The organism is Bordetella genomosp. 2 (assembly GCF_002261345.1).
Classification (GTDB): domain Bacteria; phylum Pseudomonadota; class Gammaproteobacteria; order Burkholderiales; family Burkholderiaceae_B; genus Bordetella_A.
The window spans coordinates 61,985-85,175 of the sequence record NZ_NEVT01000001.1 but is presented as its reverse complement, the minus strand read 5'-3'; the positions used below and the strand labels follow the sequence as shown (position 1 = coordinate 85,175).

General features: G+C 68.5%; 22 protein-coding genes. 13 read left to right on the top strand and 9 right to left on the bottom strand.

Annotation, left to right across the window (positions count from 1 at the left end; genetic code table 11):
* Positions 1 to 21: 21 nt before the first annotated feature.
* Together CAL24_RS00390 and CAL24_RS00385 are read right to left on the bottom strand one after the other, a co-directional pair.
* On the bottom strand, positions 22 to 339 hold the full coding sequence (locus CAL24_RS00390; protein WP_028353802.1) for a hypothetical protein: 318 nt from the start codon (positions 337 to 339) through the stop codon (positions 22 to 24).
* Positions 340 to 439: 100 nt separating this feature from the next.
* Complete coding sequence (locus tag CAL24_RS00385; RefSeq protein WP_028353803.1) at positions 440 to 793, bottom strand: DUF1840 domain-containing protein; 354 nt, start codon at positions 791 to 793, stop codon at positions 440 to 442.
* A 241-nt stretch (positions 794 to 1,034) separates the two neighbouring features.
* On the opposite strand from CAL24_RS00385, the gene argS reads away from it, so the two are divergent.
* From argS to CAL24_RS00370, 3 genes are all read left to right on the top strand, one after another.
* Entirely contained in the window at positions 1,035 to 2,720 is a 1,686-nt protein-coding gene (gene argS / locus CAL24_RS00380; RefSeq protein WP_094805452.1) for an arginine--tRNA ligase, read from the top strand.
* Between the two features lie 8 nt (positions 2,721 to 2,728).
* Positions 2,729 to 3,391, top strand: a complete 663-nt coding sequence (locus CAL24_RS00375) for an SPOR domain-containing protein (protein WP_028353805.1) — start codon at positions 2,729 to 2,731, stop codon at positions 3,389 to 3,391.
* 75 nt (positions 3,392 to 3,466) lie between these two features.
* Positions 3,467 to 4,099 (top strand): thiol:disulfide interchange protein DsbA/DsbL, encoded by a 633-nt coding sequence (locus CAL24_RS00370; protein ID WP_094805451.1) that lies wholly within the window; start codon positions 3,467 to 3,469, stop codon positions 4,097 to 4,099.
* A 22-nt stretch (positions 4,100 to 4,121) separates the two neighbouring features.
* On the opposite strand, the gene metC is transcribed toward CAL24_RS00370, so the two are convergent.
* Positions 4,122 to 5,318: a cystathionine beta-lyase gene (gene metC, locus CAL24_RS00365; protein WP_094805450.1), complete on the bottom strand. Its 1,197-nt coding sequence runs from the start codon at positions 5,316 to 5,318 to the stop codon at positions 4,122 to 4,124.
* Positions 5,319 to 5,472: 154 nt separating this feature from the next.
* On the opposite strand from metC, the gene CAL24_RS00360 reads away from it, so the two are divergent.
* Positions 5,473 to 6,099, top strand: coding sequence for a LysE family translocator (locus CAL24_RS00360; RefSeq protein WP_028353808.1), 627 nt, complete (start codon positions 5,473 to 5,475; stop codon positions 6,097 to 6,099).
* A 42-nt stretch (positions 6,100 to 6,141) separates the two neighbouring features.
* Here CAL24_RS00360 and CAL24_RS00355 read toward each other — a convergent pair whose 3' ends face one another.
* Positions 6,142 to 7,200, bottom strand: coding sequence for an MBL fold metallo-hydrolase (locus tag CAL24_RS00355; protein WP_094805449.1), 1,059 nt, complete (start codon positions 7,198 to 7,200; stop codon positions 6,142 to 6,144).
* A gap of 74 nt (positions 7,201 to 7,274) precedes the next feature.
* On the opposite strand from CAL24_RS00355, the gene CAL24_RS00350 reads away from it, so the two are divergent.
* Together CAL24_RS00350 and CAL24_RS00345 are read left to right on the top strand one after the other, a co-directional pair.
* Positions 7,275 to 7,652: a MerR family transcriptional regulator gene (locus tag CAL24_RS00350; RefSeq protein ID WP_028353810.1), complete on the top strand. Its 378-nt coding sequence runs from the start codon at positions 7,275 to 7,277 to the stop codon at positions 7,650 to 7,652.
* 37 nt (positions 7,653 to 7,689) lie between these two features.
* Positions 7,690 to 8,025: a YnfA family protein gene (locus tag CAL24_RS00345; RefSeq protein WP_028353811.1), complete on the top strand. Its 336-nt coding sequence runs from the start codon at positions 7,690 to 7,692 to the stop codon at positions 8,023 to 8,025.
* Between the two features lie 11 nt (positions 8,026 to 8,036).
* Here the strand turns inward: CAL24_RS00345 and CAL24_RS00340 are convergent, their stop codons facing one another.
* Both CAL24_RS00340 and CAL24_RS00335 read right to left on the bottom strand, forming a co-directional pair.
* Entirely contained in the window at positions 8,037 to 9,020 is a 984-nt protein-coding gene (locus CAL24_RS00340; protein ID WP_094805448.1) for a tripartite tricarboxylate transporter substrate binding protein, read from the bottom strand.
* Between the two features lie 68 nt (positions 9,021 to 9,088).
* Positions 9,089 to 10,267: a M20 aminoacylase family protein gene (locus CAL24_RS00335; protein WP_094805447.1), complete on the bottom strand. Its 1,179-nt coding sequence runs from the start codon at positions 10,265 to 10,267 to the stop codon at positions 9,089 to 9,091.
* A 256-nt stretch (positions 10,268 to 10,523) separates the two neighbouring features.
* Between CAL24_RS00335 and CAL24_RS00330 the strand changes: the two genes are divergently transcribed.
* From CAL24_RS00330 to CAL24_RS00310, 5 genes are all read left to right on the top strand, one after another.
* Complete coding sequence (locus CAL24_RS00330; RefSeq protein ID WP_094805446.1) at positions 10,524 to 11,702, top strand: isovaleryl-CoA dehydrogenase; 1,179 nt, start codon at positions 10,524 to 10,526, stop codon at positions 11,700 to 11,702.
* Between the two features lie 10 nt (positions 11,703 to 11,712).
* Positions 11,713 to 13,551: a bifunctional isocitrate dehydrogenase kinase/phosphatase gene (aceK, locus tag CAL24_RS00325; RefSeq protein WP_028353815.1), complete on the top strand. Its 1,839-nt coding sequence runs from the start codon at positions 11,713 to 11,715 to the stop codon at positions 13,549 to 13,551.
* Positions 13,552 to 13,581: 30 nt separating this feature from the next.
* A complete protein-coding gene (locus CAL24_RS00320; protein ID WP_094805445.1) occupies positions 13,582 to 14,763 on the top strand; it encodes an acetyl-CoA C-acetyltransferase in 1,182 nt (393 codons plus the stop codon).
* Positions 14,764 to 14,911: 148 nt separating this feature from the next.
* A complete protein-coding gene (locus CAL24_RS00315) occupies positions 14,912 to 16,519 on the top strand; it encodes a carboxyl transferase domain-containing protein (protein WP_094805444.1) in 1,608 nt (535 codons plus the stop codon).
* Between the two features lie 118 nt (positions 16,520 to 16,637).
* Positions 16,638 to 18,659 (top strand): acetyl-CoA carboxylase biotin carboxylase subunit, encoded by a 2,022-nt coding sequence (locus tag CAL24_RS00310; RefSeq protein WP_094805443.1) that lies wholly within the window; start codon positions 16,638 to 16,640, stop codon positions 18,657 to 18,659.
* A 13-nt stretch (positions 18,660 to 18,672) separates the two neighbouring features.
* Here the strand turns inward: CAL24_RS00310 and CAL24_RS00305 are convergent, their stop codons facing one another.
* Genes CAL24_RS00305 through CAL24_RS00295 form a run of 3 tightly spaced genes read right to left on the bottom strand, consistent with a single transcriptional unit; the run spans position 18,673 to position 20,902 of the window.
* Positions 18,673 to 19,563: an alpha/beta hydrolase gene (locus tag CAL24_RS00305; protein ID WP_094805442.1), complete on the bottom strand. Its 891-nt coding sequence runs from the start codon at positions 19,561 to 19,563 to the stop codon at positions 18,673 to 18,675.
* On the bottom strand, positions 19,553 to 19,981 hold the full coding sequence (locus tag CAL24_RS00300) for a RidA family protein (protein WP_094805441.1): 429 nt from the start codon (positions 19,979 to 19,981) through the stop codon (positions 19,553 to 19,555). Before CAL24_RS00300 ends, CAL24_RS00305 begins: the two co-directional genes overlap by 11 nt.
* 12 nt (positions 19,982 to 19,993) lie before the next feature.
* On the bottom strand, positions 19,994 to 20,902 hold the full coding sequence (locus CAL24_RS00295) for a hypothetical protein (protein ID WP_094805440.1): 909 nt from the start codon (positions 20,900 to 20,902) through the stop codon (positions 19,994 to 19,996).
* A 191-nt stretch (positions 20,903 to 21,093) separates the two neighbouring features.
* Here CAL24_RS00295 and CAL24_RS00290 point away from each other — a divergent pair, with 191 nt between their 5' ends.
* Both CAL24_RS00290 and CAL24_RS00285 read left to right on the top strand, forming a co-directional pair.
* On the top strand, positions 21,094 to 21,999 hold the full coding sequence (locus CAL24_RS00290) for a LysR family transcriptional regulator (protein ID WP_028353821.1): 906 nt from the start codon (positions 21,094 to 21,096) through the stop codon (positions 21,997 to 21,999).
* A gap of 181 nt (positions 22,000 to 22,180) precedes the next feature.
* Entirely contained in the window at positions 22,181 to 23,182 is a 1,002-nt protein-coding gene (locus CAL24_RS00285; protein WP_051439367.1) for a Bug family tripartite tricarboxylate transporter substrate binding protein, read from the top strand.
* Positions 23,183 to 23,191 lie beyond the last annotated feature (9 nt).

Below are 23,191 nucleotides of genomic sequence, written 5' to 3'. Positions count from 1 at the left end.
GGGGACACATATACGCCGCCCTCAATACCCCACCGACAGCCCCGGCAGGTCGACGATGATGCGCGGCTTGTCCAGGGCCAGGGCGGCGTGCTCGGCGAATTCGCGGCTTTCCTTGGCGTCGGTGGACAGGGTGTCGTAGCCGAGCGCGTCGGCCACGCCCATGATCTTGTCCAGCAGCAGCACCTTGCCGCTGGGGCGCAGGGGCTCGCAGCCGAGGGTGTCCCAGGCCGCCTCGAACCAGTCGCGCGCCGTTTTCGCGGCTTGCGGGGAAGGGTCGACATCGACGGACAGATCGACCGTCCGGCGGGCATCGAAGATGACAGTGACGTCGCTGCGCATGGGAAGGCTCCGGAAATGTGCGGAAACGCGGTGCCGGCAGTATGCCGCGAAAGCGGCGCCGCAGACTGTCGGACCTGCGACATTGCCGCCGGCGGCGGTCCTACCAGCCCTTGGAAGCTTCCCAGGTGACGTCGGCGCCTTCGGCCAGCGAGCGGCGCATCATGTCGAGCAGGGGAAAGGCCCGCTGGTGCAGCTCCACGGTCTGGGCCATGGGATGCACGGGCGGCTTGTCCGGGTCGTCGGCCTCGTCGGTCTCGCCCGCATGGGCGCGCTCGTCCGCCGCGATGGCGCCCTCGATGCCGGCGATGGCCGCCTGGAGCTGGTCGCGCGTGAACACGCCGCGTTCCGGGACCTCGTCGCCGAACGACTTGCCCGCCGCGCGCAACAGCGGGGCGGCGTTCTGCGACAGCATCAGCACTTCGGCGGCTACCTTGGAATGAAACTTGATGAGCATATTGCGGACTCCCACAATGGACACTTCCATACACTACCGCAATGCGCCGGTCCGCGCCAATTGCGTGATACCAGCATGGCGCCCGCCCCCGGGCACCTGGCGGCAAGCCGCCCGCGCGCAGGGGAAATCACGCCAAATCACGCTATGATCTAGGATATTCCCGTGAGTACCGTGGTTTTCGACGGCCTGATCCCCGCCAGCCTGCCGCCGCCGGTCCTCAGAACCTTCTGCTGATTCCTCCATGCTCCCCGAGCAACATCAACAACTCGTTTCCCTGATCCAGGCCGCCGTGGCGCGCTGCCTGCCCGACGCCCAGGCCCAGGTGCTGCTCGAGCGCCCCAAGGTCGCCGCCCACGGCGACGTGGCCACCAACGTGGCCATGCAGCTGGCCAAGCCGGCGCGCCGCAACCCGCGCGAACTGGCCCAGGCCGTCGTCGACGCCCTCATGGCCGAAACCACGGCCCGCACGCTGATCGAAAGCGCCGAGATCGCCGGCCCCGGCTTCATCAATTTCCGCATCACCGCGGCGGCCCGCCAGGCCGTCATCCAGGCCGTGGCCGAGCAGGGCGAAGCCTACGGGCGCGCCGCGCCCACCGGCGAGAAGGTGCTGGTCGAATTCGTATCGGCCAATCCCACCGGGCCGCTGCACGTGGGCCATGCCCGCCAGGCGGCCCTGGGCGATGCCATCTGCCGCCTGTACGAGGCCACGGGCCGCGACGTCACCCGCGAGTTCTACTACAACGACGCCGGCAACCAGATCCACAACCTGGCCATCAGCGTGCAGGCGCGCGCCCGCGGGATCGGCCCCGATTCACCCGACTACCCGGCCGACGGCTACAAGGGCGACTACATCCTCGACATCGCCCAGGACTTCATCGCCGGCAAGACCTTGCAGGCGGCCGACGGCGCGGCCGTCACGGCCACCGGCGACATCGACAACCTGGACGACATCCGGGTCTTCGCGGTGGCCTACCTGCGGCGCGAACAGGACCTCGACCTGCAGGCCTTCGGCCTGGCATTCGACAACTACTACCTCGAAAGCTCGCTGTACACCTCCGGCCGGGTCGAGCAGACCGTGCAGGCGCTCATCGCCAAGGGCCACACCTACGAGCAGGACGGCGCCCTGTGGCTGCGCACCACCGAGCTCGGCACCGGCGACGACAAAGACCGCGTGATGCGCAAGCGGGAAGGCGGCTATACCTATTTCGTGCCCGACGTGGCCTACCACAAGGCCAAGTGGGAACGCGGCTTCCGCCAGGCCATCAACATCCAGGGCAGCGACCACCACGGCACGGTGGCGCGCGTGCGCGCCGGCCTGCAGGCGCTGGAAGAAGGCATCCCCAAGGACTACCCCGCCTACGTGCTGCACAAGATGGTCAAGGTGATGCGCGGCGGCGAAGAGGTCAAGATCTCCAAGCGCGCCGGCAGCTACGTCACGCTGCGCGACCTGATCGACTGGGTGGGCCGCGACGCGGTGCGCTATTTCCTGATCCAGCGCCGCGCCGACACGGAATTCGTGTTCGACATCGACCTGGCGCTGTCGAAAAGCGATGAAAACCCGGTGTACTACATCCAGTACGCCCACGCCCGCATCTGCTCCATGATCGCCAACTCGGGCGCCGACGCTGCCCGCATCGCGCAGGCCGACACCGCGCTCCTGACCGCGCCCTCCGAATTCGCGCTGATGCAGCGCCTGGCCGGCTTCCCGCAGGTGGTGGCGCTGGCCGCGCAGGAACTGTCGCCGCACCACGTCGCCTTCTGGCTGCGCGACTGCGCTTCCGACTTCCACGCCTGGTACAACGCCGAACGCGTGCTGGTCGACGACGAACCCCTCAAACTGGCCCGCCTGCGCCTGGCCGCTACGACGCGGCAGGTGCTGGCCAACGGGCTGGCGCTGCTGGGCGTATCGGCCCCGCAACGGATGTAAGCTTCGACATGGCCACCAAACGCAAATCGTCCCGCCAACCGAAACAACGCGGCAGCACCATGTACGGCGCCCTGGCCGGCCTGCTGATCGGCCTGATCATCGCGGCCATCGTGGCGTTCTACGTCACCAAGGCGCCGATGCCGTTCGTCGACCGCGCCACCCGCGAACCCGACAGCGCCCAGCAACCCGACCCGCGCCAGGCGCCCGATCCCAACCTGGGCCTGTACGGGCGCGACGGCGCCGCCGGCACCCCGCCCAGCGGCCCAACCGCCACGGCGCCCGCGCCGCTGCCCGGGGTGCAGCCTTCGGCGCCGCCGCCCCAGCCCAAGAGCCAGCCCGACGAGCTCGGCGCCCTGATCGCCACGCTGCCGCCGGGCGGCGCCCAGCCCGCGGCCCCGGCGGCCCCCGCCGCGCCGCCTGCCCGCGCGCCCGCGCCGGCCACGGGCAAGTACTATCTGCAGGCCGGCGCCTACCGCGTGCTCGAAGACGCCGAGGCGCTCAAGGCGCGCATCCTGCTGCTGGGGCTGCCGGTGGCGGTGCAGCGCGCCGAGGTCAACGGCATGCAGGTGAACCGCGTGCGGGTCGGCCCGTTCGCCCGCCTGGACGACATGAACCGCGCCCGCAGCCGCCTGGGCGAGAACAAGATCGAATCGGCGGTGGTGCGCCAATGACGGCGGCCCGCAACATTGAACTTAAGCGCGCCGCCGCCGGTCTGTAACCCTAACTTCTACTCAGGAACACGCCCGATGCAGTTCACCATGATCACCCGCCTGGCCGCCGCCGCCGCGCTGGCCGCCACCACGCTCTTCGCGCCGGCCGCGCATGCCCAGGGCGCCCAGCGGTACGTCGCCGTCAGCCCGGCGCTGCCCTCGGACACCCCGGGCAAGATCGAGGTGCTGGAATTCTTCGCCTATACCTGCCCGCATTGCGCCACCATGCAGCCCATGGTCGAGCAATGGGCCAAGACGGCGCCGCCGGATGTCGCGCTCAAGCAGGTGCCGATCGCCTTCAATGCCAGCATGAAGCCGCTGCAGCAGCTGTACTACACGCTGCAGGCCCTGAACCGCGCCGACCTGCATCCCAAGGTGTTCGCCGCCATGCACGTCGAGCGCAAGCGCCTGTTCGACAAGAAGACCATGGGCGACTGGGCGGCCGAGCAAGGCGTGGATCGCGCCAAGTTCGACGCCGTGTTCGACTCCTTCAGCGTCCAGACGCAGGTGCAGCGCGCCGACCAGCTGGCCGAGGCCTACCATATCGACGGCACGCCCGCGTTCGGCGTCGGCGGCCGCTACCTGACCTCGCCGGCGCTGGCCGGCAACAGCTACGAAGGCGCCCTGCAGGAAGTCGACCAGCTCATCAAGATGGCGCGCGAGCAATAAGCCGCGCCCCCGCGCCGCCGCCTCACGCGGCGGCCGCCTGCTCCAGGGCCTGCGTCAAGTCGGCGATCAGGTCCCTGGGGTCCTCCAGCCCGATGTGCAGCCGCACCAGGGCATGCTCCCCTCCCTGCCAGTAACGGTGGCGCGCCAGCTCTCCCGGCGTGACCCACTGCACCAGGCTTTCGAAGCCGCCCCACGAGAACCCGATGCCGAACAGCCGCAACGCGTCGACGAAGCGGCGCGAAGCCGGCGCCGCCAGGCGCAGTTCGACGGCCAGCATGCCGTTCGAGCCGGTGCAATCGCGTTGCCACAGCGCGTGGCCGGCATCGCCGGGCCAGGCCGGGTGATAGATGCGCGCCACTTCGGGACGCCCGGCCAGGAATTCGCAGACCTGCATGGCATGGCGCGCATGCTGCGCCATGCGTATGAGCAGGGTGCGCACGCCGCGCAGCGCCAGCCAGGCGTCGTCGGCGCTGACCGAATAGCCCATGGCGTACTGCGTGCGATTGAGGCGCTGGGCGATTTCCGCGTCGTTGGTGACCACCGCTCCCAGCATCAGGTCCGAGTGGCCGCCCACGTACTTGGTGCCCGCCACGACCGACACATGCGCGCCGAGCTCCAGGGGCCGGTAGATATAGCCGGAACCCCAGGTGTTGTCGCAGGCCAGGACCAGCCCGCGCGCGCGGGCGAAGCGCGCCAGCGCCGGCAGATCGAGCATCTGGAACAACAGCGAGCCGGGCGATTCGACATACACCATGCGCGTATTGGGGCGCACCAGCGCCTCCAGGTCGTCGTCGGCGCTGAAATAGGTGATCTCGATGTTCATCCGCTTGAGCAGGGCGGCGTCCAGCTCGTACACCGGACCATAGACGCAGTCGGCCACCAGCACATGGTCGCCCGCCGACAGCAGCGCAACCATCGCCATGGTGATGGCGCCCAGGCCCGACGAGGCCAGGTAGCAGTGCGTGCCGCCCTCGAGCTGCATGAACACCTGTTCGAGCGCCGCGTGGGTATCCATGCCCATGCGGCCATAGGTGGCGGCGCGCTCGCCGGCCTTCTTGCGGCGCTGGGTCGCTTCCAGCGCATCGAGGTTCTGGAAGCGCACCGTGCTGGCCCGCATCGACGGCAGGTTGACCGGCGCCGAGCCGGTCGCGGGATTGAACGAGGCGGTGGCGGTGTGCTGCAGCAGCGTATCGATGTGCGGGGCGTTGTCTTTGGCCATGATGATGCGATGGGAAGCGGCGGGAAACTTCGATATTAGGAGATTCGCCGCTGGCGCGGAAATCGCCGGCGGGCGATTGCCAGCGCCATCCGGCGCGCAGTACCCTTGAGACCCGCCCACTTGCCGGCCGCGCGCAGCCCGCGCGCCTCGAACCATGCTGCCCCTGGACACGCTGCTCGCCTTCTTCGGCATTGCCGTACTGCTGGCCCTCACGCCGGGGCCTGACAACCTGTTCGTCCTGATGCAGTCGGCCATGTGGGGGCGGACCGCCGGCATGCTGGTGGTGCTGGGCCTGTGCACCGGGCTGCTCGGCCACACGGCCGCCGTGGCGGCGGGGCTGGCGGCGGTGTTCGCGGCATCGCCGCACGCGTTCACCGCGCTGAAGCTGGTGGGGGCGGCCTACCTGGCCTATCTGGCCTGGCAGGCGCTGCGCGCGCCCGGCGGGCCCGCCAGCGCCGAGCGGCCTGCGCCGCTGGCGCGCGGCGCCCTGTACCGGCGCGGCATCATCATGAATCTCACCAACCCCAAGGTGCTGCTGTTCTTCTTCGCGTTCCTGCCGCAGTTCACCTCGCCGGCGCACGGCTCGGTAGGCCTGCAGACCATCGTCCTGGGCGCGGTCTTCATGGCGGCCACGCTGCTGGTGTTCGGCGCCATCGCGTTCTTCTCGGGCACCTTCGGCCAGCTGCTGCAACGCTCGCCCACCGCCTCGCGCTGGCTCAACCGCCTGGCCGGGGTGGTGTTCCTGGGCCTGGCGGTACGGCTGGCCACCGCCAGCCGCTAGCAGCGGCGCGCACGCCGCCATGCGGCATGCGGCACGCGCCGGTCAGCGCGCCGTGAAGCGCACGATGCCGTCGTCGCCGGCGCGGCGCGCCACCTTGCCGTCGAAATACAGCGCATGCAGGTGCGCCAGCGCCTCGCCCATGGCGAAAGTGAGCTGGTGCAGGTCGAGCTTGCGCTTGAACAGCGCCGGCACGATGTCGGCGGTGGACTGCGGCTGGGCACAGGCCTGCAGCACGTCCAGCAAGCGGTCGGCGTGATGCTGGTGCTGCTGGGCGATGCGCTGATGCAGGCCCTTGAACGGGCGGCCATGCGAAGGCAGCACCAGGGTATCGGCCGGCAGGTCGGCATAGCGGTCGAGCGAACGCAGGTAGAGCGGCAGGGGGTTGGCGTCCGGCTCGTAGTCGAACACGCTGACGTTGGTGGAAATGCGCGGCAGCACCATATCGCCGGAGATCAGCGTCGCCAGGTCCGGGCTGTACAGCGACACGTGTTCCGGGGCGTGCCCGTAGCCCACGATGACGCGCCACGGCCGGCCGCCGATGAGCACATCGTCGCCATGCAGCAGGCGGGTGTAGCGCGCCGGCATGGCGGGCACCAGGCCAGGGTAGTAGCCGGCGCGCCGGCGGATCTGCTCCTGCGCGTCGGCGTCGGTCAGCCCGTGGCGGGCGAAGTGCTCCACCGCGGCCTGGCCGTTGGGCCCGGAGCCCGACTGGCGCGACGACCACAGCGACGCCACCATGTAGTCCGTCATGCTCATCCACAGCGGCGCGTCCCAGCGCTCGCACAGCCAATGAGCCAGGCCGACGTGGTCGGGGTGCATGTGCGTGACGATGACGCGCAGCACCGGCAGGCCGTCCAGTTCGTTGGCGAACACCTGTTCCCATAGCGTCTTGACTTCGTCGCGCGCAATGCCGCAGTCGACGATGGTCCAGCCCTGGCGACCGTCGATTTCATCGCGCAGCAGCCACAAGTTGATGTGGTCCAGCGCGAAGGGCAGCGGCATGCGGATCCATTTCACGCCATCGGCCACCTCGCGGGCCGCGCCGGCCTCGGGCTGGACATCGCCCCAGGGGTACTGCAATTGATGCTCGTTGGGATTCATGGATGGTCTCGTATTGGCTTGACGATTGTTCCAAGCCATCATAATTTACGTTTACGTAAACTGCCAAACCTCGCATGCCCGCCACCTGGACGATCTCCGAACTCTCGCGCGAGTTCGACATCACGCCCCGCACCATCCGCTTCTACGAAGACCAGGGCATCGTCAGCCCTGCGCGGGATGGCCGCAACCGCGTGTACAGCGCGCGCGACCGCACGCGGCTGAAGCTGGCGCTGCGCGGCAAGCGGCTCGGGCTGCAGTTGTCGGAAATCCGCGCCCTCATCGACATGTACGATGGCCCCGGCGACAGCACGCCGCAATTGCGGCATTATCTCGACGTGCTGGCCACGCACCGCGCGGCCCTCGAACAGCAGCGTCGCGACATCGAAGACACCTTGTCGGAAATCGCCGAACAAGAGCGGCAGTGCCGCCTGCTGCTGGCCCAGAAACCCTGACACGCGCCGCGCGCCCGCCCGCGGCGCCGGAGAACCCATGTACCCGACGCTGCAGACGCTGGGCCTGTTCGCGCTGACCGCGCTGGCCGAGATACTGGGCTGCTATCTGCCGTATCTGTGGCTCAAGCAGGGGTATTCCGCCTGGCTGCTGCTGCCGGCGGCCCTGAGCCTGGCCTTGTTCGCCTGGTTGCTGACGCTGCACCCCACCGCTGCCGGCCGGGTCTACGCGGCCTACGGCGGCGTCTATGTCAGCATGGCCCTGCTGTGGCTATGGGCGGTGGACGGCGTGCGGCCGGCCCCGACCGACTGGGCCGGCGTCGGCCTGTGCCTGGCCGGCATGGCGTTGATCATGGCCGGCCCGCGCCACGGCTGAGCGGCGTCCGGCTACTGCACCCGGATATTGTTCTCGCGGATGACACGGCGATTGTTGTCGTAGTCGGCGCGCACCTGGCGGGCGAACTCGGCGCCCATGCCGGTGCCCGGCTGCATGAAATACTTGTCCAGCATTTGCCGATAGGCCGGGCTGGTCAGCGCCTTGTCCAGCGCGGTCTGCATGGCCTGCGACACATCGGCCGGCACGCCCGCCGGCGCGAACAGGGCGAAGTTGGAAAAGTAGCGGATCTCCGGCAGCTCGAGCTCGGCCATGGTCGGCACATCGGGCCAGGGGGCCAGGCGCTGCGGCGCCATCACCGCCAGCGGCGTCAGCGTGCCGGCCTCGACGTGCGGCAGCACGATGTCGGTGTTGACCACCAGCAGGTCGACCTGGCCGCCCAGGCCGTCCGAGACCGCCTGGCTGCCGCCGCGATAGGGCACCTGCAGCATGTCGATGCCCAGTTGCTTGTTCAGTGCCGCCATGCCGATGTGCGCCACCGTGCCCAGGCCCGGCACCCCGAACGTGACCTTGCCGGGATGCTTGCGGGCATGCTCGACCAGCTCGCCGAAGCTCTTGACCGGCAGCGCCTTGGTGGCCAGGATCGCCACCGGCCCCACCGCCACGCTGGCCACCGGCACCAGGTCTTGCATCGGGTCGTAGGGCGTTTCGACCAGGTTGGAAAAAATGACCACCGGGCTGGTCGAGGCAAGCAGCAAGGTGGCGCCGTCGGGGCGCGCGCGAGCCACGGCGTCGGCGCCCACGCTGCCGCCCGCGCCCGGCTTGTTCTCGATGATGGTCGCCGTGCCGTATTCCTGGCGCAGCACGTCGCCCAGCGCGCGTCCCAGCGTGTCGTTGGTGCCGCCGGCAGTGTAGGGCACCACCAGGGTCAGGGTCTTGCCGGGCCAGGCCGGCTGGGCCTGTGCGGCAGTGGCGGCGGCCATGGCCGCGCAGGCCAGGACGGGGGCGAATCTCGACAGCACGGCGGTTCTGATCATGACGGCTCCGGTAGGAAAACGCAGGAAAGCCGGGCCCGGGAAGGCCCGCGCCCGGACAGCGGCTGGCGTCAGGCCAGGTAACGCTGCACCAGGCGGATCCAGTACGACGCTCCGACGGGAATCAGGCTGTCGTTGAAGTCATAGCTGGTGTTGTGCAGCATGCACGGGCCCAGGCCATGGCCGGCCAGGCGATGCTCGCCGTCGCCGTTGCCCAGGAAGGCATAGCAGCCCGGCTTGGCCTGCAGCATGAAGGCGAAATCTTCCGAGGCCATGGCGGGTTCGATCACGCGGGTCCGGTCGGCCCCCGCCACTTCGCGCATCACCTCCAGGCAGAAGGCGGTTTCGTCCGGGGTGTTCACCAGGGCCGGATAGCGGCGCTCGAAATAGACATCGGCCTGGCAGCCATGGGCCGCGGCGATCGGCTCGGCCAGTTCGCGCATGCGGCGCTCGATCAGGTCGACCACCGCCGTGCTGTAGGCGCGCACCGAACCGCCCAGCCAGGCGCTGCCGGGGATGATGTTGGTGACGTCATTGCCGGCCTGCAGCTGGGTGATGGATATCACGGCGGCGTCCAGCGGCCGTTTGCTGCGGGTCAGGATGGTCTGCAGGGCCTGGCCGATGGCCAGCACGGCCGGCACCGGGTCGTCGCAGTCCTGCGGGGCCGAGGCATGGCCGCCGCGGCCGGTGACAGTGATCTTGAACGCATTGGCCGCCGCCATCATGGGCCCGCTGCATACGCCGAAGCTGCCGGCCGGCATCCCGGGCCAGTTGTGCATGCCGAACACCGCCTCGCATGGGAAACGCTCGAACAGGCCGTCCTCGATCATGGCGCGGGCGCCCGCGCCGCCGTTCTCTTCGGCCGGCTGGAAGGCGAAATACACCGTGCCGTCAAAGCCGCCGGCCTGCTTCAGATGGCGGGCGGCGGCCAGCAGCATGGCGGTGTGGCCATCGTGGCCGCAGCCGTGCATCTTGCCGTCGTGGCGCGAACGGTGCGGGAAGCGGTTTTCCTCCTGGATCGGCAGTGCGTCCATGTCGGCGCGCAGCAAGATCGCCTTGTCGCTCGTGCCGGCCTTCAGGACGCCGACCACGCCGGTGCGGCCGATGCCGATGTGGGTCTCGATGCCCCAGCCGCGCAGGCGTTCGGCCACCAGCCCGGCGGTACGATGTTCGTCGTAGGCCAGCTCGGGATGAGCATGAATGTCACGCCGCAGTGCCACAATCTCGTCCAGGTCGGCGAGTTCGATCACGGCAATTCCCCCTGTAGTGCGACGGGCCCGGGGGGCCCATCCTGTCAGACATGTTTCATGTGAATTCTGTCATGGTCAGACAAGTTGGCGCGCGCATTTTTGTCAGGGTAAACCCGTGTCCAATTTACGTTTACGTAAACGTAATATTGAGCTTCCGCATTGCCTGGCCCATCCCGCCCGGCGCATGATGGACCTGCCCCGCGGGCGCCGCCTGCGCCGCCCGGGTAGGTAAGCGCCCACTATCACGGAGACTGCGATGAACCTTCCCGGCCTGAATTTCAATTTAGGCGAAGACCTGGACATGCTGCGCGACGCCGTGCGCACGTTCGCCCAGGCGGAGATCGCCCCGCGCGCCGCCGAGGTCGACCGCAGCGACCAATTCCCCATGGACCTCTGGCGCAAGTTCGGCGAACTGGGCGTGCTGGGCATGACCGCCAGCGAGGAATACGGCGGCGCCAACCTGGGCTACCTGGCGCACATGGTGGCCATGGAAGAAATCTCGCGCGCCAGCGCCTCCATCGGCCTGTCGTACGGCGCGCATTCCAACCTGTGCGTCAACCAGATCCACCGCAACGGCACGGCCGAGCAGAAAGCCCGCTACCTGCCCAAGCTGATCTCCGGCGAACACGTGGGCGCGCTGGCCATGAGCGAGCCCGGCGCCGGCTCCGACGTGGTCAGCATGAAGCTGCGCGCCGACAAGAAAGGCGACCGCTACGTGCTCAACGGCACCAAGATGTGGATCACCAACGGCCCGGACGCCGACACCCTGGTGGTGTACGCCAAGACCGACCCGGCCGCCCACCAGCGCGGCATCACCGCCTTCCTGGTGGAAAAGTCCTTCAAGGGCTTTTCGGTGGCGCAGAAGCTCGACAAGCTCGGCATGCGCGGCAGCCACACCGGCGAACTGGTGTTCCAGGACTGCGAAATCCCCGAGGAAAACGTGCTGGGCCAGGTCAATGGCGGCGTGCGGGTCCTGATGAGCGGGCTGGACTACGAACGCGCGGTGCTGTCGGGCGGGCCGCTGGGCATCATGCAGGCGGTGATGGACGTGGTGGTGCCCTATATCCACGAACGCAAGCAGTTCGGCCAGGCCATCGGCGAATTCCAGCTGATCCAGGGCAAGGTGGCCGACCTGTACACCACCCTGCAGGCCAGCCGCGCCTTCTGCTACGCGGTCGGCAAGAACCTGGACCAGCTCGGCGCGGAACACGTCCGCCAGGTGCGCAAGGATTGCGCCGCGCTCATCCTGTACACCGCCGAGAAAGCCACCTGGATGGCCGGCGAGGGCGTGCAGATACTCGGCGGCAATGGCTACATCAACGAGTATCCCACCGGGCGCCTGTGGCGCGACGCCAAGCTGTACGAGATCGGCGCGGGCACCAGCGAGATCCGCCGCATGCTGATCGGGCGCGAGCTGTTCGCCGAAACCGCCTGACCGCCCGGCCATGATCTACAGCGGCGACGTCCAGCGCATCGAGCAGGCTCCGGCCCCGCAGCCGCAGCCGCTGGCCGTGGCGCGCCAGATCCTGGCCGGGTTCGACCGCCACTATGCGCTGTTCCGCTACAGCGCGCAGCGTGCCAAGTCGCTGTTCGAATCGGGCGACTGGCACGGCATCCAGCAGCTGTCGCGCGAGCGCATCGAGTACTACGACATGCGCGTGCGCGAATGCGCCACCCAGTTGCGCCAGGCGCTGCGCGACTCGGCCGCGCCCGAGGGCCCGGCCAGCCTCACCGACAGCCAGACCGCCTTCTGGCAAGAGGTCAAGCAGCAGTTCGTGGGGCTGCTGTCCGGCCACCGCCAGCCGGAATGCGCCGAGACCTTCTTCAACTCGGTGTCGTGCCGCATCCTGCACCGCGACTACTTCCACAACGATTTCCTGTTCGTGCGCCCGGCGGTCGCCACCGATTATCTCGACAGCCGCATCCCCTCGTATCGTGTGTACTATCCGCTGACCGAGGGGCTGCGCAAGAGCCTGATCCGCATGGTGGCGGATTTCGGGCTGGCCTCGCCGTATGCCGACCTGCCGCGCGACGCCCGCCTGCTGGCGCGCGCCGCCGTGCGGCAGTTGCGCGCCCAGTGGCCGCGCCACCTGGGCCGCCGGCTCGCGCCGGATTGCCAGGTGCAGGTGCTCGGCTCGCTGTTCTTTCGCAACAAGGGCGCCTATATCGTCGGGCGCCTGATCAACCAGAGCACCGTGCACCCGTTCGCGGTGGCGCTCACGCGCAACGCCGCGGGCCAGGTCGAGCTCGACGCGCTGCTGCTGGGCGCCGACGACCTGAGCACGCTGTTCAGCTTCACGCGCGCGTATTTCCTGGTCGACATGGAAACCCCCGCGGCGGTGGTCAGTTTCCTGTCGAGCCTGTTGCCGCGCAAGCCCAAGGCCGAGCTCTACACCATGATCGGCCTGCAGAAGCAGGGCAAGACCCTGTTCTACCGCGATTTCCTCCACCACCTGGCCCATTCGCGCGACGCCTTCGACATCGCGCCCGGCATCAAGGGCATGGTGATGTGCGTGTTCACGCTGCCCTCGTATCCGTACGTGTTCAAGCTCATCAAGGACCGCATCGACAAGGACGGCATCGACCACGCCACGGTGCGGCGCAAGTACCAGATGGTGAAGCTGCACGACCGGGTGGGCCGCATGGCCGACACCTGGGAATACTCGCAAGTCGCGCTGCCGCGCGCGCGCTTCGCGCCCGGCCTGCTGGACGAACTGCGCGAGCGCGTGCCCAGCCTGCTCGAGGAAGACGGCGACACCGTGGTCATCCGCCACGTGTACATCGAGCGCCGCATGACGCCGCTGAACCTGTACCTGCAGCATGCGCCCGAGCCCCTGCTGGAGCAGGCCGTGCGCGAGTACGGCGACGCCATCCGCCAGCTCGCCACCGCCAACATCTTCCCCGGCGACATGCTGTACAAGAACTTCGGCGTCACCCGCCTGGGCCGCGTGGTGTTCTACGACTACGACGAAATCCAACGCATGACCGAGATGCAGTTCCGCCGCATCCCGCCCGCGCCCAACGAAGAAGCCGAAATGGCCAGCGAACCCTGGTATGCGGTCGGGCCCAACGACGTTTTCCCCGAGGAATTCGACCGCTTCCTGCTGGGCGACCCGCGCGTGCGCCGGGCCTTCCTGCGGCACCATGCCGACCTGCTGCAACCCGAGTGGTGGCAGGCCTGCCGCGCCCATGTGGCGCAGGGCCGGATCGAAGAGTTTTTCCCTTACGATAAAGACAGGCGGCTGCGCCCCGACAGCGCCCCGCAACGCGTCGCCGCGCCGTGACAGTCCCCGTCCGATTTTCAGGAGTCAATCATGTCTGATCCCATCGTCATCGTTTCCGTCGCCCGCACCCCCATGGGGGGCATGCTGGGCAGCCTGTCCGGCCTGGCCGCGCACGAACTGGGCGCGGTCGCCATCAAGGCGGCCGTCGAGCGCGCCGGCCTGCAGCCGGACCAGGTCGACGAAGTCATCATGGGCAACGTGCTGCAGGCCGGCCAGGGCCAGGCGCCGGCCCGCCAGGCCGCGCTCGGCGCGGGCCTGCCGCTGGGCGTGTCGTGCACCACCATCCATAAAGTGTGCGGCTCGGGCCTGAAGGCAGCCATGTTCGGCCACGACCTGCTGGCCGCGGGCTCGGCGCGGGTGGTGGTGGCCGGCGGCCAGGAGAGCATGAGCAACGCCCCCTACCTGCTGCTCAAGGGGCGCCAGGGCTACCGCTACGGCCACAGCACCGTCTACGACCACATGGCCCTGGACGGCCTGGAAGACGCCTACGACCGCGGCAAGGCCATGGGCGTGTTCGCCGAAGACTGCGCCGCCAAGTACAGCTTCACGCGCGAACAGCAAGACGCCTTCTCGCTGGAATCGCTGCGCCGCGCCCGCGCGGCCACTGAAGACGGCAGCTTCAAATGGGAAATCGCGCCGGTCACCGTGGCCGGCCGCAAGGGCGACACCGTGGTGGACACCGACGAGGCGCCGACCAAGGCCATGCCCGAGAAGATTCCCACCCTGAAGCCCGCCTTCAAGAAAGACGGCACCGTCACCGCGGCCAACTCGTCGTCCATTTCCGACGGCGCCGCCGCCATGGTGCTGATGCGCGCCTCGACCGCCGAGGAACTGGGCGTCAAGCCGCTGGCGCGCATCGTCGCCCACAGCCAGCATTCGCAAGAGCCCGGCTGGTTCACCACCGCGCCGGTGGGAGCGCTGAAGAACCTGTTCGCCAAGACCGGCTGGAAGGCCGAGGACGTCGACCTGTACGAGATCAACGAAGCGTTCGCCGTGGTGACCATGGCCGCCATGACCGACTTCAAGCTGCCGCACGAGAAAGTCAACGTGCATGGCGGCGCCACGGCCCTGGGCCACCCCATCGGCGCCTCGGGCGCCCGCCTGATGGCCACGCTGGTCGGCGCGCTGCGCAAGACCGGCGGCAAGCGCGGCGTGGCCACGCTGTGCATCGGCGGCGGCGAAGCCGTGGCCATGGCGGTCGAGATGATGTAACCCCCCTGGCGTGTCTGACTCCCGCAGGGTGTCAGACACCCACCGGATCTGATCCGTACCGCACTGCCCGCCCTCCCGGCAAGAACCCAATGAAGTCAGATGGTGTCTGACACCCTTCGGGAGTCAGACACGCATAGGAAGAGCTTTCATGCCCGTCATCGAATCCCGCATCAATGCGCGCTCGCAAGAGTACGCCGACAATGCCCGCGCCATGCAAGCGCAACTGGACGACCTGGCCCGCCAGTTGGCGCAGGCGGCGCTGGGCGGCAGCGAAGCGGCGCGCGCCAAGCACGTGGCGCGCGGCAAGCTGCTGCCGCGCGACCGCGTCGAGCGGCTGATCGACCCGGGCAGCCCCTTCCTGGAGCTTTCTCCGCTGGCGGCCCATGGCATGTACGACGGCGAGGCGCCGGGGGCGGGCGTCATCACCGGCATCGGGCGCATCGCCGGCACCGAATGCGTCATTGTGTGCAACGACGCGACGGTCAAGGGCGGCACCTATTACCCGATGACCGTCAAGAAGCACTTGCGCGCCCAGGAGATCGCCGCGCAGAACCGCCTGCCGTGCGTGTACCTGGTGGATTCGGGCGGGGCCAACCTGCCGCGCCAGGACGAGGTCTTTCCGGACCGCGACCATTTCGGACGCATCTTCTACAACCAGGCGGTGATGTCGGCGCAGGGCATCGCGCAGATCGCCGTGGTGATGGGGTCGTGCACCGCGGGCGGCGCCTATGTGCCCGCCATGAGCGATGAGTCCATCATCGTGCGCAACCAGGGCACCATCTTCCTGGGCGGCCCGCCGCTGGTCAAGGCCGCCACCGGCGAGGAAGTCAGCGCCGAGGACCTGGGCGGCGGCGACGTGCATACGCGCCTGTCCGGCGTGGCCGACCACCTGGCCGCCAACGACCTGCATGCCCTGCAGCTGGCGCGCAATGCCGTGGCGCGCCTGAACCGCCGCAAGCCCGCGCCGCTGGCGCTGGCGCCGGTGCGCGAACCGCGCTACGACCCGGCCGAGCTCAACGGCATCATTCCGGCCGACACGCGCAAGCCGTACGACGTGCGCGAGATCATCGCGCGCATCGTCGACGGCTCCGAGTTCGACGAATTCAAGGCCCGCTTCGGCACCACGCTGGTCACCGGCTTCGCGCACATCCACGGCATGCCGGTGGGCATCGTGGCCAACAACGGCATCCTGTTCTCCGAGTCCGCCCAGAAGGGCGCGCACTTCATCGAGCTGTGCGCGCAGCGCAAGATCCCGCTGGTGTTCCTGCAGAACATCACCGGCTTCATGGTGGGCCGCAAGTACGAGAACGAAGGCATCGCGCGCCATGGCGCCAAGATGGTCACGGCGGTGGCCACCGCCAACGTGCCGAAGTTCACCGTCCTGATCGGCGGCTCGTTCGGCGCCGGCAACTACGGCATGTGCGGCCGCGCCTATTCGCCGCGCCTGCTGTTCATGTGGCCCAACGCGCGCATCTCCGTGATGGGCGGCGAGCAGGCCGCCAGCGTGCTGGCCACGGTGCGGCGCGACGGCATCCAGGCCAAGGGCGGCCAGTGGTCGGCCGAAGAAGAAGAGGCGTTCAAGGCTCCCATCCGCGCCCAGTACGAGCGCGAAGGGCACCCGTACTACGCGACCGCGCGCCTCTGGGACGACGGCATCATCACGCCGGCCGATACGCGCCGGGTGCTGGGCCTGGCGCTATCGGCCGCGCTCAACGCGCCCATCGAGGAAACCCGCTTCGGCGTGTTCCGCATGTAGGCCCCGGCCAGGGGCCGCGCTGGCGGGCCGGCGAAGCCGGCTCCGCGCGCCCCCGACAAGGCTGCTGCAAAGCCGTAGCATCGCTGAAGTTAACGAAGAATTCGACTGGATGACGCCAATGTTCGACACCCTGCTGATCGCCAACCGCGGCGAAATCGCCTGCCGCGTCGCCGCCACCGCCCGCCGCCTGGGCATCCGCACCGTGGCGGTGTATTCCGATGCCGACGCCGGCGCACGCCACGTCGCCGCCTGCGACGTGGCGGTGCATATCGGCGGCCCCGAGCCGCGCGCCAGCTACCTGCGCGGCGATGCCATCCTGGAGGCGGCGCGCGCTACCGGGGCGCAGGCCATCCATCCCGGCTACGGCTTCCTGTCCGAGAACGAGGCCTTTACCCAGGCCGCCGCCGATGCCGGCATCGCCTTCGTCGGGCCGCCGGCCTCGGCCATTGCCGCCATGGGCAGCAAATCGGCCGCCAAGGCGCTCATGGAGAAAGCCGGCGTGCCGCTGGTGCCCGGCTACCATGGCGACAACCAGGATCCGCAGTTCCTCAAGTCGCAGGCCGACGCCATCGGCTACCCGGTGCTGATCAAGGCCAGCGCCGGCGGCGGCGGCAAGGGCATGCGGGTGGTCGAATCGGCCGGCGCCTTCCTCGACGCGCTGGCTTCCTGCCAGCGCGAGGCCGCCTCCAGCTTCGGCGACGACCGCGTGCTGATCGAGCGCTATCTGCAAAAGCCGCGCCACATCGAGATCCAGGTATTCGCCGACACGCACGGCAATTGCGTCTATCTGTTCGAGCGCGACTGCTCGGTGCAGCGGCGCCACCAGAAGGTCATCGAGGAAGCGCCCGCGCCCGGCATGACGCCCGAGCGCCGCCGCGCCATGGGCGAGGCGGCGGTGGCGGCGGCGCGCGCGGTCGGCTACGTGGGCGCCGGCACGGTGGAATTCATCGCCGAGCCCGACGGCCGCTTCTATTTCATGGAAATGAATACGCGCCTGCAAGTGGAGCATCCGGTCACCGAGATGATCACTGGCCACGACCTGGTGGAATGGCAGTTGCGCGTAGCCGCCGGCCAGCCCTTGCCCGCCGCGCAGGAAGACCTGCGCATCGACGGCCATGCCATCGAGGCGCGCATCTACGCCGAGAACCCCGACAAGGGTTTCCTGCCTTCCATCGGCACCCTGGCCTACCTGGAACTGCCGCCGCATACGGCGTTCGCCAACGGCGACGTGCGGGTGGACGGCGGCGTGCGCATGGGCGACGCCATCACGCCCTATTACGATCCCATGATCGCCAAGCTGATCGTGCGCGGCGCCGACCGCGACCAGGCGCGCGCGCGGATGATCCAGGCGCTGGCCCATACCCACGCGGTGGGCGTGCAGACCAACGTGGCCTTCCTGACGCGGCTGATGCAGGACGCGGCCTTCGCCGCCGCCGACCTGGACACCGGCCTGATCGAGCGGCAGCGCCAGACCCTGCTGCCGCCGCCGGCGGCGGCCGACGCGGCGACGCTGGCGCTGGCCACCGCGGCCGTGCTGGTGGGACAAGGCCTGCCGCAATCGTCCGGCCAGGCGGGCCGGCCCGCCGCCGACCCCTGGGATGCGCGCGACGGCTGGCGCCTGGGCGGCCGCTACTCGCAAACCGTGCAATGGCTCGACCAGGACACGCTGCGCGAAGTCGTGGTGGCGCGCGATGACCGGACCTGGACCCTGGCCTGCGACGGCCAGCCGCAACCGTTCTCGTGGCGCGCCCAACCGGGCGCCAACCCCAACCTGGCCTACGGCCTGCGCATCGCGCTGGGCGGCCATGAAAGCACCGGCACGGTGGTGGTGCACGGCGACAAAGCCTATGTATTCCGCGCCGGCCGCACGCAGGTGCTGGGCCTGCACGACGCGCTCGCCCACGCGCAGGACGCGCAGGGCGACCATGCCGGCGGGCTGACCGCCCCCATGCCGGGCAAGATCATCTCGATCGCCGTGCAGGCCGGCGACAGCGTATCCAAGGGCCAGCCCTTGCTGGTCATGGAAGCCATGAAAATGGAGCACACCATCTCGGCGCCGGCCGATGGCAAGGTGCAGGAGGTGTTCTACGCCGTGGGCGACCAGGTGGCGGAAGGGGCGGAACTGGTGGCGATCGGCTAGCCGGCGCCGGCCGTCAACGGCACGACCGTTCGAAGAAGGCCAGCACCTGCTCGCCCAGCCACTGCTCCGGAGTATTGAAATGCGCCATGATGGACACGTGGTTGTGATCCGGCAGGGCGACGTGCGGCGGCGCCATGCCGCGGGCCTTGCCTAGCGCCAGGGCGAATTCGAGGCCGTACAGGTCCAGCAACGGGTTCTCGTATTCGGCATTGGCCACCATCACGGGCATGCAGGCGCGGGCGGCATGCGTCAGCGGCGAACACGCCGCGTAGCGGGCCGGGTCCGGGCCGAAATACGCCGCGACTCCCGCGGCGTTGGGGTTGGCCGCCAACGTATCCGCCTGCAGCCGGGCGGATACCAGGACGGCGCAACGCGCGTCGATGGGCAGGGGGTCGTCCAGCGCATTGCACACCAGTGTGGCCACATGGGTGCCGCCGGCCGAATGGCCGATGATGCAGAGCCGGTCCGGATCGCCGCCCAGGGACCGCACATGGCGGGAGATCCATCGACATGCCGCCGAGACGTCGGCCGCGCCGCCCGGGTACGGCGCCTCGGGCGCCAGCCGGTATTCGATATTGACGCCGACGCATCCCTGCCGCGCGAACCAGGTCAGTACGTTGCCGTACATCTCCGCATTGATGTTCTTCGCGCCCCTGACGAAAGCCCCGCCATGGACGAACGCCACCACAGGCGCGCGGCGCGCCCCGGGGGGACGATAGATGTCCAGCACCTGGCGCGGATGGTCGCCATAGGCCTGGTCGCGCACGACCTCGATGCCGGCTCGCGGGGCATCCACCAGCAGGGGCAAGTAAAGTGCCTTGGTCTCGTCCCCCGCCGCGCGTATGTCTTCTTGCCATCGCGCGCCGATCTCGCGCAGGCGGCGGGTCACGAACTCAGGACGCATCGCGCTTGGCGCCGCCGGCCCAGGTGGCTGCCGGAAGAAAGGCGACGCCTTCGATTTCGACCAGCCACTCCGGCCGGGCCAGCGCCTGCACGACGACAAGCGTGGAGGCGGGGCGGGCCTCGCCGATGAAAGCCGCGCGCACGGGGCCGAACAGCGGCACGTCGGCCTGCCGGGTGAGGAATGCGCTGACCTTCACCAGATGAGCGACCTGCATTCCGGCGGATGCCAGGACTGCCGCCAGGTTCGCCCAGGCTTGCCGCGCCTGGGCTTCGAAGCCATCCGACAGCCGGCCGTCCGGCTCGATTCCCACCTGGCCGGCGATGTGCAGCCAAGTCCCCGGGCCCTCGGAAGCGATAGCCATGCTATAGGGGCCCAGGGGCGGGGCGGCGTCGGCGGCGACAATGATGCGGTTCGGCATAACGCGCCTCGCTCACTGGATGCTGTCGTCGATCTCGGGCACGCGGGGAACCTCGACCCCATATGCGCCCACGTCTTCACGGATCTGGTTCAGGCCTTTGCGGATGATGGCCATCTCTTCGTCCGGATGCGTCGCGCCGAGGCCGTGCTCCGCCGCGAGCGCGCGGTTGCGGGCGGATCTCGCCCGCTCGTCGGCGGGGAGATTGACGACGGCATAGACGCCATTGAGCAGGCTGCCCCTGAGTTTTTTCGCCACTTTCTCGCCGATTGTGCGCTTCTCCTGGGCCGGCAGTTCGACGAAGAAGCGGCGCATGATGATGCGTCCGAACTGGATGTGGCGGGCCTCATCGCGGAGAATGAGCCGGCACGCCTCGCGGATCGAGGCGAAGCGCGCGTTTTCATAGCGCGCCTGGAGCAGCTCGCCGGAAAGCTGTTCGAACAGTGTGTTGACCGACAGCCCCGCATAGAAACTCATGGCCTTCTCGTCGGACTCGTCGTGAAAGCGCGGAATGATGTCCTTGAAATAGTCGGCCCGCGGCGTGGCCTCATAGCCGCTCAGATACTCGGCTATCCGGAAGCTGGCTTCATGATGGCGGAACTCTTCCGCGATGAAATTGGTGATGTGCTGCTTGACCTCGAAAGGCTGGTGAGAAAAGATCGCGTCGCGCAGCCGCTCGGCCCCGTATGGCGTGGCGCCGTGTTCCATCCAGGCGCGCAGGCTCCACCACTCGGCGCCGGCCGACCGCACCTCGGCGGGCAGCTCGGCCTCCTTGATGTCTGAGTAATCGATATCCGTCACCGGGTCCCAGGCAAGCTCGCGCGCCTGCATGCACAGGCGCCAGACCTCGGGGTATTCGACTTCAGCCACGACCGGATACGGATTGGGAACCTGCGGGATTTCCTCAAGCAAGGACGGTTGCATCGGGTTGATCCTTAAGTGGGAACAGAGAGCGGATGCGTCGAGCAGGGCTCGCCTCTTTCTGTCCGTGGGTGAAGAAGCCATCGGAGCTGTTCATCCTAGGCCCGGGCTGCTGATACATCCAATACTATTTACATGGCTACGTGATTCGTGCTAGATATTGCCAACCCAGGCTACGCCAGTGTGGTGCCGCTATGTTCGAACTTCGGTTGGTGCGCCAGTTCGTTGTCGTCGCCGAGGAATTGAATTTCCGCCGCGCGGCCGAGCGCCTGCACATGTCGCAGCCGCCGCTGTCCACTGCGATGCAGAATCTGGAAGCGGAGATCGGCACCCCTCTGCTCGACCGCAGCAAACACCACGTCCGGCTGACGCCGGCGGGCCAGGTGTTCTACAACGACGCGATCCGGCTGCTGCAGTTTGTCGAGCAGGCGCGGGAACGCGCGCGCCGGACCGGCAACGGCCTCGAAGGAGGCTTGCGCCTGTCCTTCGTTCCCAGCGCGGCCCTCGATGTCCTGCCCGGCATCTTCAAGCGCTTCCAGGCCCATTACCCGACCGTACAACTGACGTTGACGGCGGAGACGACGCGGCGCCAACTGGAGGACCTTCGCAATGGGCACACCGACCTGGCGCTGCTGGTCGGGCCGGTCTATGACTCGCGAGGACTGGAACTGGTGGCGCTGCATCCGCAGCATTTCGTGATCGCGGTTCCGCTCGGCCATCCATTGGCCGCCCGCCGCAAAGTGCGCATGAAAGAACTGGCCGCGGAATCGTTCGTTTCGTTCCCGGCCGTCGAAGGAACCGGTTTTGCCAGCGCGCTGCTGGGAGCCTGCCAGGCAGCCGGCTTCATTCCGAGAGTCGTCCAAGAAGCCTCGCAGATGCAAGCCATCTTGACCCTGGTTGCGGGCGGCCTGGGCGTCGCGCTGGTGCCGTCCGCCATGCGGCGCCTGCAAATGCGGGATGTGTGCTTCGTGGAAATTGCAGCGGCGAAGCATCCTCCCACCTACCAGCTGGTATTCGCATATGCCAGCAGGAATGACAATCCGGTCATCCACGCCTTCCTGGCCAGCGCGTTGGACGCATCCCATATGCCGGCCGGCTAGCCAGCACAACGAGGCCGGCTGCAAGATCCGCGCGACCGGCAAGACCGCGGGGCGTGATTCGTCCGGCGTATCAGCAGCCAGCCCGAACGGTATTAGACAAGCCGCTAGTAACTTGGGAGCATTTGACGCAAATCAGGATCGTCGCCCAGCGGCGGAATGCCACCCTTGAGGGATGTATCGCATGAACCAACTGCGCCGACTGATTGCGCCCGCCACTGCCTGTCTATTGCCGATGGCGGCGGCCTGTATCCTGTTCGCGGCCGGCCTGGACCAGGCCGCTGCCCAGGCCTTTCCCGCCCGCCCGGTAGCGCTGGTGGTGCCCTATCCGGCGGGCGGTTCGGCCGACATTCTCGCGCGCGCCGTCGGCCAGAAACTGGGGGAAAGGCTAGGCCAGCCGGTCGTCGTCGAAAACAAGGGCGGCGCCGGCACGGCGATCGGAGCCCGGTTCGTGGCAGAGGCGCCAGCCGACGGCTACACCCTGCTGCTGGGCACGGTCAGCTCGCACGCCATCAACCCGGCCATCAACAAGGTCGGCTACGACCCGCTCCGCGGCTTCACGCTGGTGGCTCCCGTAGCGGCGACGCCTTTCGTGCTGGTGACGCCGCCCGGCTCGCCATTCAAGACGCTCGCCGATGTGATCGATGCGGCAAAGCGCCAGCCGGAAACGTTGGACTACGCGTCGGCCGGCCCGGGCACATCCAATCACCTGGCGGGCGAAATGCTGGCCAGCGCCACCGGGATCCGGCTGGTGCATGTTCCCTACCGGGGCAGCGCACCGGCGCTGGTGGATGTCATGGCGGGCCATATCCCGCTGATGTTCGACCTGCAGACCACGTCGGTTCCCAATGTCCGCCAAGGCAAGCTGCGTGCGCTCGCGGTTACCAGCCTGCAGCGCAGCGCGTTGCTGCCCGATGTGCCGACCGTGGCCGAAAGCGGCATACCGGGCTTCGAGGTCAGCGCCTGGTTCGCCGTATTCGCGCCGGCCAATGTCCCGCCCCAGGCGCTGGCGCGCCTGCGCGCCGAGATGTCCGCCATCATGCGTTCAGAAGACCTGAGGCAGCAGTTGCGCCAGATCGGCGCCGAACCGGACCAGCGGTCTGCCGATGCATTCGCGGCGTACCTCGAAGAAGAAGTCGAGAAATATGCCGCCGTCGTGAAAGCCGCCGGCCTGGCGCCACGCTGAACGCCCGGG

Bases quoted from the DNA above. Each gene is read 5' to 3' on its own strand.
- CAL24_RS00390 (WP_028353802.1), bottom strand. From the start codon at position 339: ATGCGCAGCGACGTCACTGTCATCTTCGATGCCCGCCGGACGGTCGAT.
- CAL24_RS00385 (WP_028353803.1), bottom strand. From the start codon at position 793: ATGCTCATCAAGTTTCATTCCAAGGTAGCCGCCGAAGTGCTGATGCTG.
- argS (WP_094805452.1), top strand. From the start codon at position 1,035: ATGCTCCCCGAGCAACATCAACAACTCGTTTCCCTGATCCAGGCCGCC.
- CAL24_RS00375 (WP_028353805.1), top strand. From the start codon at position 2,729: ATGGCCACCAAACGCAAATCGTCCCGCCAACCGAAACAACGCGGCAGC.
- CAL24_RS00370 (WP_094805451.1), top strand. From the start codon at position 3,467: ATGCAGTTCACCATGATCACCCGCCTGGCCGCCGCCGCCGCGCTGGCC.
- metC (WP_094805450.1), bottom strand. From the start codon at position 5,318: ATGGCCAAAGACAACGCCCCGCACATCGATACGCTGCTGCAGCACACC.
- CAL24_RS00360 (WP_028353808.1), top strand. From the start codon at position 5,473: ATGCTGCCCCTGGACACGCTGCTCGCCTTCTTCGGCATTGCCGTACTG.
- CAL24_RS00355 (WP_094805449.1), bottom strand. From the start codon at position 7,200: ATGAATCCCAACGAGCATCAATTGCAGTACCCCTGGGGCGATGTCCAG.
- CAL24_RS00350 (WP_028353810.1), top strand. From the start codon at position 7,275: ATGCCCGCCACCTGGACGATCTCCGAACTCTCGCGCGAGTTCGACATC.
- CAL24_RS00345 (WP_028353811.1), top strand. From the start codon at position 7,690: ATGTACCCGACGCTGCAGACGCTGGGCCTGTTCGCGCTGACCGCGCTG.
- CAL24_RS00340 (WP_094805448.1), bottom strand. From the start codon at position 9,020: ATGATCAGAACCGCCGTGCTGTCGAGATTCGCCCCCGTCCTGGCCTGC.
- CAL24_RS00330 (WP_094805446.1), top strand. From the start codon at position 10,524: ATGAACCTTCCCGGCCTGAATTTCAATTTAGGCGAAGACCTGGACATG.
- aceK (WP_028353815.1), top strand. From the start codon at position 11,713: ATGATCTACAGCGGCGACGTCCAGCGCATCGAGCAGGCTCCGGCCCCG.
- CAL24_RS00320 (WP_094805445.1), top strand. From the start codon at position 13,582: ATGTCTGATCCCATCGTCATCGTTTCCGTCGCCCGCACCCCCATGGGG.
- CAL24_RS00315 (WP_094805444.1), top strand. From the start codon at position 14,912: ATGCCCGTCATCGAATCCCGCATCAATGCGCGCTCGCAAGAGTACGCC.
- CAL24_RS00310 (WP_094805443.1), top strand. From the start codon at position 16,638: ATGTTCGACACCCTGCTGATCGCCAACCGCGGCGAAATCGCCTGCCGC.
- CAL24_RS00305 (WP_094805442.1), bottom strand. From the start codon at position 19,563: ATGCGTCCTGAGTTCGTGACCCGCCGCCTGCGCGAGATCGGCGCGCGA.
- CAL24_RS00300 (WP_094805441.1), bottom strand. From the start codon at position 19,981: ATGCCGAACCGCATCATTGTCGCCGCCGACGCCGCCCCGCCCCTGGGC.
- CAL24_RS00295 (WP_094805440.1), bottom strand. From the start codon at position 20,902: ATGCAACCGTCCTTGCTTGAGGAAATCCCGCAGGTTCCCAATCCGTAT.
- CAL24_RS00290 (WP_028353821.1), top strand. From the start codon at position 21,094: ATGTTCGAACTTCGGTTGGTGCGCCAGTTCGTTGTCGTCGCCGAGGAA.
- CAL24_RS00285 (WP_051439367.1), top strand. From the start codon at position 22,181: ATGAACCAACTGCGCCGACTGATTGCGCCCGCCACTGCCTGTCTATTG.